The organism is uncultured Brachyspira sp. (assembly GCF_949287625.1).
In the GTDB taxonomy this organism is placed as follows: Bacteria; Spirochaetota; Brachyspiria; order Brachyspirales; family Brachyspiraceae; genus Brachyspira.
Genome location: NZ_CASEGO010000008.1, coordinates 1 through 12804, shown reverse-complemented (window position 1 = coordinate 12804; position 12804 = coordinate 1). Strand labels below are relative to the sequence as shown.

The 12804-nt window shown below is 27.4% G+C and carries 13 protein-coding genes; 7 read left to right on the top strand and 6 right to left on the bottom strand.

From position 1 onward, the window contains the following. Positions 1 to 4 precede the first annotated feature (4 nt). The 6 genes from Q1X91_RS02975 (at position 5) to Q1X91_RS02950 (ending at position 5802) form a co-directional block, all read left to right on the top strand. Entirely contained in the window at positions 5 to 919 is a 915-nt protein-coding gene (locus tag Q1X91_RS02975) for an aldo/keto reductase (RefSeq protein WP_300753280.1), read from the top strand. A 280-nt stretch (positions 920 to 1199) separates the two neighbouring features. Next, complete coding sequence (locus Q1X91_RS02970; protein ID WP_300753278.1) at positions 1200 to 2177, top strand: aldo/keto reductase; 978 nt, start codon at positions 1200 to 1202, stop codon at positions 2175 to 2177. A gap of 270 nt (positions 2178 to 2447) precedes the next feature. Then, positions 2448 to 2957 carry a flavodoxin gene (locus Q1X91_RS02965; protein WP_300753276.1) on the top strand — a complete coding sequence of 170 codons (510 nt, stop codon included), beginning with the start codon at positions 2448 to 2450 and terminating at the stop codon, positions 2955 to 2957. A 32-nt stretch (positions 2958 to 2989) separates the two neighbouring features. Then, entirely contained in the window at positions 2990 to 3439 is a 450-nt protein-coding gene (locus Q1X91_RS02960; RefSeq protein WP_300753274.1) for a cupin domain-containing protein, read from the top strand. A 104-nt stretch (positions 3440 to 3543) separates the two neighbouring features. After that, the gene (locus tag Q1X91_RS02955; protein WP_300753272.1) at positions 3544 to 5013 is read left to right on the top strand and encodes a flavodoxin; all 1470 of its coding nucleotides are present in this window, start codon (positions 3544 to 3546) and stop codon (positions 5011 to 5013) included. 120 nt (positions 5014 to 5133) lie between these two features. Next, a complete protein-coding gene (locus Q1X91_RS02950; RefSeq protein ID WP_300753270.1) occupies positions 5134 to 5802 on the top strand; it encodes a DUF4405 domain-containing protein in 669 nt (222 codons plus the stop codon). Here Q1X91_RS02950 and Q1X91_RS02945 read toward each other — a convergent pair. After that, entirely contained in the window at positions 5799 to 6692 is an 894-nt protein-coding gene (locus Q1X91_RS02945; RefSeq protein WP_300753268.1) for a LysR family transcriptional regulator, read from the bottom strand. The genes Q1X91_RS02950 and Q1X91_RS02945 overlap by 4 nt on opposite strands. A 152-nt stretch (positions 6693 to 6844) precedes the next feature. Between Q1X91_RS02945 and Q1X91_RS02940 the strand changes: the two genes are divergently transcribed. Beyond that, positions 6845 to 7195, top strand: a complete 351-nt coding sequence (locus Q1X91_RS02940; RefSeq protein ID WP_300753266.1) for a MerR family transcriptional regulator — start codon at positions 6845 to 6847, stop codon at positions 7193 to 7195. A gap of 65 nt (positions 7196 to 7260) precedes the next feature. On the opposite strand, the gene Q1X91_RS02935 is transcribed toward Q1X91_RS02940, so the two are convergent. The 5 genes from Q1X91_RS02935 to Q1X91_RS02915 all read right to left on the bottom strand — a co-directional run bounded on the left by Q1X91_RS02935 (position 7261) and on the right by Q1X91_RS02915 (position 12596). Further along, positions 7261 to 8454 (bottom strand): class I SAM-dependent RNA methyltransferase, encoded by a 1194-nt coding sequence (locus Q1X91_RS02935; protein ID WP_300753264.1) that lies wholly within the window; start codon positions 8452 to 8454, stop codon positions 7261 to 7263. Between the two features lie 64 nt (positions 8455 to 8518). Further along, on the bottom strand, positions 8519 to 9484 hold the full coding sequence (locus tag Q1X91_RS02930) for an Rpn family recombination-promoting nuclease/putative transposase (RefSeq protein WP_300753262.1): 966 nt from the start codon (positions 9482 to 9484) through the stop codon (positions 8519 to 8521). Between the two features lie 55 nt (positions 9485 to 9539). Continuing rightward, complete coding sequence (locus Q1X91_RS02925; RefSeq protein WP_300753260.1) at positions 9540 to 10820, bottom strand: GNAT family N-acetyltransferase; 1281 nt, start codon at positions 10818 to 10820, stop codon at positions 9540 to 9542. Positions 10821 to 10876: 56 nt separating this feature from the next. Continuing rightward, positions 10877 to 11707 carry a PD-(D/E)XK nuclease family protein gene (locus Q1X91_RS02920; RefSeq protein WP_300753258.1) on the bottom strand — a complete coding sequence of 277 codons (831 nt, stop codon included), beginning with the start codon at positions 11705 to 11707 and terminating at the stop codon, positions 10877 to 10879. Between the two features lie 22 nt (positions 11708 to 11729). After that, positions 11730 to 12596, bottom strand: coding sequence for an ankyrin repeat domain-containing protein (locus Q1X91_RS02915; protein WP_300753256.1), 867 nt, complete (start codon positions 12594 to 12596; stop codon positions 11730 to 11732). Positions 12597 to 12804: the final 208 nt, after the last annotated feature.

Sequence of the window (12804 nt, the reverse complement as noted above, 5' to 3'; positions counted from 1 at the left end):
AATAATGAAAAAAATATTTTTTGCTTTGTTATTTACTTTCATTATAACAATATTTTCATTAAACAAAAAAGCAGAGGCAAATACTAATATGGAAAATAATAAAGTAGTTTTTAACTTTAATACAAAAACAGCAAAATTAAACAGCGGATATGAAATACCATTAAACGGAATAGGAACATACAGTCTATTAAATGACGAATGCTACAATTCTATACTTTTCGCATTACAAAATGGTGTAAGATTAATTGATACAGCCTATATATACAGAAATGAAGAAGAAGTAGGAAAAGCTGTAAGAGATTCAAAGATTGATAGAAAAGATATTTTTATTATTACAAAATTATATCCTAATCAATACAGCGATGCAGAAAATGCTATAAATGAGGCATTAAAAAAATTAGATGTTGAATATATTGATATGATGCTTCTTCATCACCCAAGCGTAAACGATGTTGAAGCATACAAGGCTATGGAGAAAGCGGTAAAAGAAGGTAAGATTCGCTCTATTGGACTTTCTAATTGGTACATAAAAGAATTAAAAGAGTTTCTTCCTAAAATAAATATAATGCCTGCCTTAGTTCAGAATGAAATACACCCTTATTATCAGGATAGTGATGTTATAGAGTATATTCAAAGTTTGGGTATAGCTGTTCAAGGCTGGTATCCTTTGGGAGGAAGAAGACATCAGAGAGAACTTTTAAATGATAAAGTATTAAAAGATATTGCTCAAAAATATAATAAGTCAGCTGCACAAATTATATTAAGATGGAATTTGCAAAGAGAAGTAATTGTAATACCAGGTTCTAGTAATAGAGAGCATATAATAGAAAATACAGAAATATATGATTTTGAATTAAGTGATGAAGATATGAGGAAAATAGCAGAATTAAACCGTGATGAAAAACATGATTGGTATTAAAAATTAATTGTAATGTGCCTGTATATATAGATTTTTTAAGTAAATAAAAAATTATATAGTAAGTTTTGTTAATATCTCATTTTAAATGAGTTTATTGATAGCAGCAAACATAAAAATTGTGAGCATCTCTTAAATTTATTTAGCAGATGATTTGTCAAAGGCACGCAAAGCGAGCGAACAATTTTTATTAGTAATAACCATAAAAATTGTGAGCATCTCTTAAATTTATTTGGCAGATACTTGAAGCGAACAATTTTTATTAACAATAATAGGAGAAATTATGCAAAAAAGAAAATTAGGAAATTTAGAAGTATCAGAAATAGGTTTAGGCTGTATGGGATATGGTGTAGTGTATGATGAGCATTATGACAAAAGAGAATTAATATCCGTTATACATGAGGCTATAGAATTGGGTGTTAATTTTTTTGATACAGCAGAGGCGTACGGTCCATACAAAAATGAAGAGGTTGTAGGAGAGGCATTAGAAAAATACAGAGATAAAGTTGTGATAGCTACAAAATGCGGAATAAAAACTGTAAACGGCAAACCTGTATTAAATGCTAAAAGAGAAACTATAATAAAATCATTAGAAGGTTCATTAAAAAGACTTAAAACAGACTGTATTGATTTGTACTATATTCACAGAGTTGATCCTAATACCCCAATAGAAGAAGCAGCCGACACAATGAAAGATTTAATAAAAGAAGGTAAAATAAAGCATTGGGGCATTTCTGAAGCAGGTGTTAATACTATAAAAAAAGCTGATGAAGTATGCAAATTAACAGCCATACAAAGCGAATATTCTATAATGTGGAGAGAGCCAGAAAAAGAACTTATACCGTTATTAGAAAAATTAAATATCGGTTTTGTGCCTTTCTCACCTTTGGGTAAAGGATTCCTTACTGGAAGATTTAATAATGCTTCAGACTTTTCGAATAATGATTTTAGAAGTTCTATTCCTAGATTTCAAAAAGAGAATATAAAAGATAATTATACTTTGGTTGAAGTTTTGGAAGATATAGCAAGAAGAAAAAATGCAACAAAATCTCAAATAGCATTAGCTTGGGTAGTAAATCAAAAACCATTTATAGTACCAATATTTGGAACAAGAAAAATAGAGAGATTAAGAGAGAATATAGCTTCTGTCAATGTAGAGTTTAGCAAAGAGGAATTAGAAGATATTAATAAAGCTATTTCAGGCATAAAAATATATGGAGACAGATATCCAAAGGAGCATTTAGAGATAGTAGGAAAATAAAGTAGCAACTTAAGAATAAGTTTATTAACAGCGGCAAATATAAAAATTTGGGGCGTATTTTAAGAGGCTTTAAGCTCGAAATTTTTATTAGCAATAACCATAAAAATTGTGAGCATCTCTTAAATTTATTTGGCAGATAATCTGCCAAAGGCACGCAAAGCGAGCGAACAATTTTTATTAGCAATAATCATAAAAATTGTGAGCATCTGCTAAATTTATTTAGCAGATAATCGAAGCGAACAATTTTTATTAGCAATAATAGGAGAAATTATGAAAGCATTAATAGCATATTATTCGCATTCAGCAAATACTAAAAAACTTGCTGAAATTATAGGAAAAGTTTTAAAATCAGAATTTCAAAATATAAAAATAGACTTCTTCTATACTGAACCGGAAAAACCATACTCATCAAACTATAATAAAGTACTAGATGAAGCTAAAAGAGATATAAAAAATAATTACAAACCAAAATTAAAAAACAATATTGGAAGCATAGAGGATTATGATGTTATATTTATAGGAAGTCCTAATTGGTGGAATACAATGGCAAGTCCTGTAGGCTCTTTTATAATCAGTTTTGACTTTTCTAATAAAATTATTATGCCTTTCTGTACACATGGCGGAGGCGGAGCTGGCATTATTAGAGCAGATATAGAAAAATTAAGTAAATCAAAACAAGTTGGAAAAATATTAAGTGTATATGGAAGTACAAGCAGTATAAATAATTCAGAAAGTGAAATAGCAAAATGGATTAAAAATATAAAAATAAACGTAAAATAAAAAATTAAATTATTAAAATAAGGAGAAATAAAATGTCAGATTATGAATACCAAAAAGCACCAGAAAAAACAATATTTATAAAAAAAGGAGAAGGTAAAAAATTTAAAGGCTCTAAAGAATGTTTTACGGGCGATGTTGAAGTAGAATTATTGACTGAGCCTAATGAAGATTCTCATTTCTCTGTAGCCTATGTAACATTTGATGCAGGTGCAAGAAGTGCATGGCATACTCACCCATGCGGTCAGCATTTGATAGTAGTTGAAGGCATAGGGCTTACTCAGGAAGAAGGAGGAGAGATTTTAGAGTTTCATGAAGGAGAAGCACTTTACTGCCCTAAAGATAAAAAACATTGGCATGGTGCATCCCCAGACTGCAGAATGAAGCATATTGCAATAACAGGTGATAAAGACGGTAATAATGTTACTTGGTTGGAACATGTTAGCGATGAAGAATATAATGCTTATAAAAAGAATAAAAAATAATATATGATTTTTATTCTATAACTTTTTCTACATAACTTTTTCATCTTAAATAAAGATTAATAAAATATATTATAAACTTCATTTTTAATTAAAGGGAGGAAATTATGAAAAATAAAAAAATAGTATCAATATCCGTTCTGATTATAGCTGTAATAGTTTTTTATGCATTAAACAAATCAAAGAACAATATAATTCAAAATCAGCAGGTTTTTGCTCAGGAAGTAAACACACAGTCAAATAATTCAGGAGATGAAAAAATGATAAATGATAATTTGATATTATTAGAAGGCGGAACTTTCATGATGGGAAGCCCAGATACTGAAAGACAGCGTTATAAAGATGAAGTTTTACATGAAGTTACACTAAATCCATTTTACATAGATCCGTATGAAGTTAGTCAAAAGGATTATCAAAATATTATGGGTAAAAATCCAAGCCATTTTAAAGGTGAAAATCTTCCAGTAGAAAATGTTACTTGGTATGATGCTGCAGAGTACTGCAATGCTTTAAGCAAAGCCAAAGGACTTACTCCAGCATATACCATAGAAGGAAATACAGTAAAATGGAATAGAAATGCTAATGGCTACAGACTTTTAACTGAAGCAGAATGGGAATATGCTGCAAGAGCAGGCACAAGAACAGTATTTAATTCTCTTAATCATATTACAAGCGACAATGCCAACTTTGAAGGAAGCTATCCGTATCTTATAGAAGAAAATTATGTTAACCCTCATAACCCTGATGTAAAAACAAGCCGTTATAGAGGAAGAACATTAGAAGTAAATAGTTTAAGCCCTAATCAATTCGGACTTTATAATATGCATGGAAATGTATCAGAATGGTGTTTTGATTATTACGGAGAATATGATACAGAAAATAATAATAATCCTTATGGTAATCAAAATGGTTCTTTAAGAGTAAGCAGAGGCGGAAGCTATATTGACTTTGCCAAACATTTAAGAGCTGCATACCGTTCTGCCTGCAATCCTTTAAGCACAGACAGAAATACAGGATTTAGAATAGCAAGAAATGCCAAACCTATTAATGATATTATAGAAACAGTTTATTCTATAAATAAAAAAATACCTCAAAGCCCTAAAATATTAATAGCTTATTTTTCTTATTCTGGAAATACTAGAAATGCTGCTGAGATTATAAAAGAAAAAACTGGGGCTGATATAATAGAAATAAAAATGAAAACCCCATACAGAGGAAGAGGAAACATATATGAAACATCTCAGATAGATTTGAATAATAATGTATATCCAGAATTGACAGATCATGTTCAAAATATGGAAGAGTACGATGTCATACTTTTAGGCTACCCTACTTGGTGGGCTACTATGCCGATGCCTGTATTTTCATTTATAAAAGAATATGATTTTTCTGGAAAAAGTGTTATTACATTCAGCAGTCATGGCGGTACTATGTTTGGAGAAAGCGTTTCTGATTTGGCTAAACTTATACCAGATGCTTATGTAGGATTAGCTTTAGAGTTTAATTATTCGGGAGGAAGAGAATTAAAAAATAGAATTTCCGAGTGGTTAAAATTAAATGCTATAAATGAAATATAATTTGAATTTTTACATAAAATTTTTTTATTTTATTTTCCTTTTACTTATATAGTTTATATGCTCCCAATATTGATAAAAGTATTGGGAGTTAAGTGAAAAATTTAATAAGGCAGACTATTAATGAAATTAAAAAAAATAATAAAAATTATAATAGATATTATAATGTACATCATATTTATTTATCTTATGAGCTACAGACCAGGAAGAGGTTTATTTCTTCATGGTATATTCGGTTTTACTCTATTTATTTTATTTATACTTCATCATATATTAAATATAAAATGGTATGGCAGCATTACAAAAGGAAAATACGGCTTTATAAAAAAACTATTTATAACTATTAATTTTTTATTATTCTTAGATATGATTATAATGGCAGTAAGCTCTATCATGATGTCTGGGGATATATTTGCATTCTCTCCTTTCATAGCTAATCAGTTTGCAAGAAATCTGCATATAGTATCAACATCATCTGGATTTGTGCTTATGATATTTCATCTGGGACTTCATACTAATAATATTTTCAGAAGTATATATACAAAAGTAAAAAATACATATTTAAAATATATTTATATTGTTTTATTTTTAATAGTTTTATCTTTAGGATTATACTCTTTTATAATAAGCGGAATTATTAACTCCATGTTCCTTATACCTAAAGAAAATCATTCATTTTATGATTTATATTTTTATTTTCAGTATATAATGATGACTATAGGAGCTGCTCAAATAGTGCATTTAATTTTCATAGCTTCATATAAGATAAATAAAAAATTAAATAAATATTAACTTCCTAATTTTTCTTTAACTTTATCTAAAAATATCTTTGATGCTTTGGAAAATACTTGATTTTTCTTCCAAATAATACTCGAAGTTACATATAATTTTGGTTTTAAAGGTATAAAGCATAAATCACTTTCACTCACCGTATTTATAAGTTTATCCATAGTAATGACATATCCTATGCCCTCTTCAACCATAATAGCCGCATTATAAATAAGGTTATAAGTTAAAACTATATTTAATTTATCAATATCTTCACCAATCCATTCATAAAATTTATTGCTTTTTGATTTATTATTAAAAAATCTTTTTGGACATATTATTGGAATATTTAATAAATCATCTTTAGTTATAAACTTCTTTTTTGATAAATGAGAATCTCTTTTCATTAATAAACCGTACAATTCTTTATGAGGCATTTCTATATAATCATATTTAGCATCATCAAAACTTCCTATTAATAGTCCGAAATCAGCAAGTCCTCTGTCTAATTTTTCTGTAATATCTGAATATACTCCGCTATGAATATGATATATTATATTTGGATACAACTCTCTTAACTCTTTTATGATATCCGCTATAATTTTTATATAATATGTCTCTCCGCTTCCTATATAAATATCTCCTGCTATTACATCTTCAGAAGACTTAAACTCCATTTTAGTTTTTTCCATTAAATCAATTATCTCTTCAGCCCTCTTTTTTAAAAGCACACCGTCAGATGTAAGTTTTATACTGTAATTGCTTCTTACAAAAAGTTTCTTACCTATTTCTTTTTCTAAATTATTTATTTGTCTTGAAAGATTAGGCTGAGTAAGATTAAGAGTATTTGCAGCTTTTGTAATACTGCCCTCTCTAGCCGAAGTTAGAAAATATTTTAATGATTTTATATCCATATATATTCCAATTATTATTTTCTGTTTATCATATCATATATAATGATATTTAGTAATACTTTTTTATTATAACTAATTATAAGATATAAGTATTTGATATATTAATATTAATATATTAAAATAGCCTCATAATTAATAATAAGGAGTACATCATGACTATATCAGAAGTAAGCCAATTAACAGGATTAACAAAAGACACTTTAAGATACTACGAAAAAATAGGTGTAATACCAGAAATAGGAAGAAGCAAAAGCGGTATCAGAAACTATAATGAATATAATTTAAAATGTATAGAGTTCTCAAAATCAATGCGTGATTTAGGTATATCAATAGACTCCATTATTAAATATATTAAGCTATACAAAAAAGGACAAAATACAATAAACGAAAGAAAATCAATATTAATTAATGAAAGAGATGAAATGCAAAGACATTTTAATGATTTAAAAATAAAATTAGAAAAGCTAAATAAAAAACTAGAAGAAAAAGATTTTTTTAATTAAAAAATTATTAGAGTTTGAATTATGAAGATAATAATTTTATTCTTCATAATTCACTTTTATTTAAATTAACGCCTCTCTAAATATGATACAGTTTCTATATGATAAGTATCAGCAAACATATCTATAATACTTAAATCTAATAATTTGTAATAGTCTTTTAATAAATTAATATCACGTGCAAAAGTCATAGGATCACATGAAACATATATAATTTTTTTGGGCTTAATTCTAATTATCTCTTTTATAGTGTTTTTATCAATTCCTTCTCTTGGAGGATCTAATACCAATACATCAATATAATAATCAATATTTTTTAATGTTATAAAAGCCTCTTCATTTTTTATATTAAAATTATATTTATTTGCTGTATATACAGAATCTTTGCTTATCTCAGAAGAAATAAATTTATATTGTTTATTAAAACTTTTTAATTTGCTTTCTATAGCTGCTGTAAAAAATCCGCTTCCTGCATAAAGCTCTATTATAGTATTATCATCTTGATTTATATATTTTACAACTTCCTCTTGAAAAATATCAAGCAAATATAAATTGCTTTGAAAAAATGTTTTATGCCCTATGCCTATATTACCATATTTAGTTTTATAGGTCATACTCATATCTCCAAAACTTCTAACTGTTTTATTATGCTTTATAGTTATACCATTAAAATATTTTTCATATGATTTTATATTTATTTTTTTATTGCACTCTAAAAAAGCAAGAGACTCTCTATCATTATTTTCTATAGCATAAATACTGCCTGTAATATTATTTTCTTTTGCGAAATCTTTTATTCTTTTAAATAAACTCTCTTTCAAAACAATACATTCATCAATTGCTTCAAAATCATTAGTTTTAAATCTATAAAAACCAATATTGCCATTTGAACATATCATATTAACTCTAAGTCTGTAATTATAATTTTTATCATAAATAATATTTATATCTTTTTTATATTCAATATTTCTGACAGCATTTAAAACTATATTCTTTTTTATAGAAAGCTGTTTATTATAATCTATATGATTAAATACACATCCTCCGCAAATACCAGTATATTTACATCTTGGTTTTATTCTGTATTTGGAAGGCTCTATTATTTTTTCTATATATGCATAAGAAAATTTTTTACTTTCTTTTGTTATATTTATATCTAATATATCCCCATCCACACTATGAGGAATAAATATAACCTTTCCGTCATTATTTTTAGCAATTCCATATCCGCCGTAAGCCGTATCTATAATTTCAACTTTCATAAAATAATTTTATCCATTTATAATATAAAAAACTTGCTAGCAATAATCTACAAATATTAATCAATCACAAGTTTTTTATTTTTTCTATACTGAGTCCTGTTAATTCACTAATAAGATTAATGTCCATATTTTTATTTTTCATATTTTTAGCTAATGAATATTTTTCTTTCTCTATACCTTTCTCTATACCTTTCTCTATACCTTTCTCTATACCTTTCTCTATACCTTTCTCTATACCTTTCTCTATACCTTGCTGAAAACCTATTTCTATACCTTCCTTTTTTCCTTCTGCTCTCTCATATTGAAGCATAGCAGCCTGTCCATAAAGAAAAGTATCTCTTTCATTATATGCAGACATCTCTTTTTCATCGGCTACAAATCTTTTATATTTATCTATTACTTTAGACATGATGCTGTTACCTCCTACTAACTTATCAATATCTTTCTCTAAATCTTTAGTTGTAAAAAAATCAATCCAAGATAAAAGATTATTTTTATTATAGTTGTCTATACTAGTATTTTTTAGTATTTCTGCAAATCTTTTGATTTCTATAAAATGTATCTGAAAATCATCAAGTCTAATACTAGGATTATGAATATCAGCAAATGTTAAACATTTATGCTCTCTTCTTATATCAGTTTCAGTTCCTATATCTAAATTAAAATTAATAAAACTAATACTAATCATCTGACTTATACCGATATACAAATCACTTTCTTTTAACTCAGAAGCTATATTTTTTGCAATATAATACAATATTCTTTTTATAAAATTGTTGTTTCCTACTAATTGTATTTCAACAAGTACCTTTTTACCATCTTTAGTTTTTGCTTTAACATCGAGGATAGACTCTTTTAAATTCTCATTTTCTGCCAAGTTATAAGGATTAATTATTTCAAGATTTCTTACAGACTCAAAACCAACATCATTTAAAACAGCATTGACAATATTTTCTAATATATCCTCATTGCCTTCAGTACCGATTAAGTATCGCACAAATAAATCATTAAGTCTATTAATCTCTTTCACAGCATTATTATACTAAAATAAATATAAATTGTCAAAGAGGCATAATATTATTAACTTAAAAATAATCAGAAAAATAAACTTGTTCTTTTGGTATAATAGATTCAAGTAAATTAATACCTTTTATAGTAGATTCTATTCTTCCGATTTTGTATAAATAAGACGGACTTTTATAGCTCATAAGCATAGCTGTAAGAGTTTGAATATTCATCTTTATAATATATCTGTCTTTAGAGTTTCTTTTATATTCTTTATTTAATCTTTTGCATATAGTATTTCTATCTTCGTCCCAATATATTAAAAAGCTAGCGTTATTCCATTTTGCCATATTATCTTTTATTATAAGATTTATCTTTTTATTTTTAGGCTTTCTTAAAAAAGGATAATTGATAATAAACGCTTTAACATCAGTAATTCTAGCCATTATATAAGGTCTTATAGTTTCTTTTATCTCACTGTCTTCAAGTAAAAAAGCCATAGGTTCATTAGTATAATTATATCCATGAACTTTATCTACCATAGAAAAATGTGCCGATATATAATTCCAAAGTCCAAGCCTTGCCTCAAAATTAAGATAAACCATCTCTTTAACATGAAAAATATCATTTTCTATAACATAAACTAAAAAACCCTTAGCCTCATCTTTTTCATCATAATATATAGCAACTATAGTATCATCAACGTCCCATCGCCAATACTCTTCCCACTCTAAATCACCTCTAATCAATGCCCCATGCCTCATGTGAGAAAACTTATCATAAAGCTCTTTCAAATCCTTACTGTCTGAAGCAACACGCTCTACCCTTCCGCTGTTTGTAATAGTCTTTGGAAGCTGAGTATCTTTAATTTCAAAACTCATCTTATCTGAAATAATCTCCCAGCCTTTTCTCCTATAAAAAGGTATAGAGTAAGGATATAACACTGATATAGTCTGACCTTCTTTTTTCATAATCTCTATACTTTTTATCATCAAATCATTCATAAGACCAAGATTAGAATATTCGGGATATGTAGCGACCCCTGTAACACCAGCCATTTTATATATAACACCATGTATATTCATCTTCATAGGATACACTGCTATTTGAGAAGCCAGTTTTTCTCCGTCAAACCAGCCAAGTACTTTAGCCTTACTTAATACAGCTGATTTTGCCTGTTTTATTTCGTCTATTTCATAACCCAAAGTAATAAGTTCATTATTGCTTACCTGAAATGCATATCTTAAAAGATTATTAAACATTTCTAAATCTTCTAATGTTAAATATCTTATTTTAAACTTATCTTTTTTTCTTTTTATTATATTTTCTTTTGAATATTCTTTTTTATTATGACTGCTCATAAAATTACCTATTTTATAATTAATGACCTGTAGAATTAATAAGTTTTTATAAAAAATTAATTATCATTAGAATTTTCTATATTAGCCATAAAAAGCTCATCTGACGGAAGAACTAAATCCTCAACATTATCTTCTTTTCCCTGACACAGCTTAAAGAAATCGCAAAACTCACAATGCCTTCCCATTTTTTTATCAAAGGCTCTATCATATCTTATATCATCAACTATTTCATCAAACCATTCTCTTAAATAATTAATAGATTCTGGAGTAAACTCAACAGTATCAAATTTATCATCTTCAAAATGATAATAAGAGCCGCTTGTAACTTTGAATTTAAGACCGTCCAATATACATGCATATAATTTTAACTGTATAGTTTTTCTGTCTCTTTCATCATTATCTTCGCCTACATCATAATATTTAGTAGTTTTATAATCTACTATTTGCAATGTACCGTCAGCCGATAAATCTATTCTGTCTATTCTGCCAAATAAAATGTAATCTCTAACTCTATTTTCCATATAGCTTTCCATTTTATAAGGCACTTTATTTGAGAAAGAATTAAAGAAATTAGAAAGCATATAAAGTCCTCTCTCTCCCAATTCCTTTTCTTCTTCTCTGCTGTTAAAGAAAGCTCTTATACCGCTTCTTTTCCATACATTTCTAAATATATTATATAAATTCTCTAAAGTTCGCTCCTCAGCCCTCTGCTCATAAAACTCCTTACAAGCCAAATGAATAGCATTACCAAAGATAAAGTAAACATTAACACTTCTTTTTTGCTTTTTAAAAGGCTTTTCAATATATGTATATCTGTACTTTCTAGGACAAAGCAAATATGTAGACATACTATATTCACTAAATCTTTGTAATTTTTTTGCTTCCATAAAATATAAAGAATATAAAAAATTATTGGTTTTCTGTCTGAGTATTATTTACAGTCATATATTTATTTAACAATGCTTCTATATCAGTATCATTAGTTACATTAACAGCCTTTTTACCTTCTATATCTGCAATATTAGCATCAGCACCATTATTCAAAAGAATCTCAACAGCTCTGTAACTATCTGAAGCAGCAGCAAAATGTAATGGAGTCCAGCCGTCATCATCTTGCATATTAACATCAGCCTTATATCTAATTAAAATAGATATAACTGTTACCTGATTATTCATAGCAGCCCACATTAAAGGAGTAGTACCCGTATTATCCCCTACATTAACAATATATATTTTAGAGTTTCTAGCAGCAGCAGAATCTAATATAGCTTCAACAACCTTATAATACCCTTTTGCTGAAGCGATATGTATAGCCATAGCATCATCTATACTGTCTTTAGCCAAAATATCTGCCCCATAGCTCAAAAGCATAGTCACTATATCACTATATCCGTAATATGCAGCAAGCAAAAGAGGTGTTTGTCCGTCAGCATACCATTTAGTATCTGAATCTGTAAATACACTGTCAACAGGAAGTGTAGGGTTCATATTAATTTTTTTATGTGATAATAACTCTTTTACTATAGCAGGCTTATTAGCTTTTACGGCTAAATGCAAAGCTGACCATCCTTCAGCATTTGTACTATTAACATCTGTACCATTTTTAAGAAGTTCTCTTACCTTACTAATATCTCCGTTTTCTATAGAAGTAAAAAATATATTGTTAGAATTAGCAGATTGTTCGTAATTAGTCATAATTTCAGAATTTGTTATTTCCTGAGAATATAAGGCAAAACTTAATAAAAACAAACTGAAAATAATATATAGTTTTCTCATAAATAATTATATCCTTCCATATTAATATTATAACGTTGCAAATTATATTATAAAAGTTTAAAATACACAATAAGAAATATAAGAATTTTAATATAATATTATTTAATATATTATACTTGTTTCAAAACTAAATTTATTAATATTTATAAATTTTTATTTAAGATTTTTAAATTATAGTTGGGGCTTTGCCCCAAACCCCAGTTCTTTT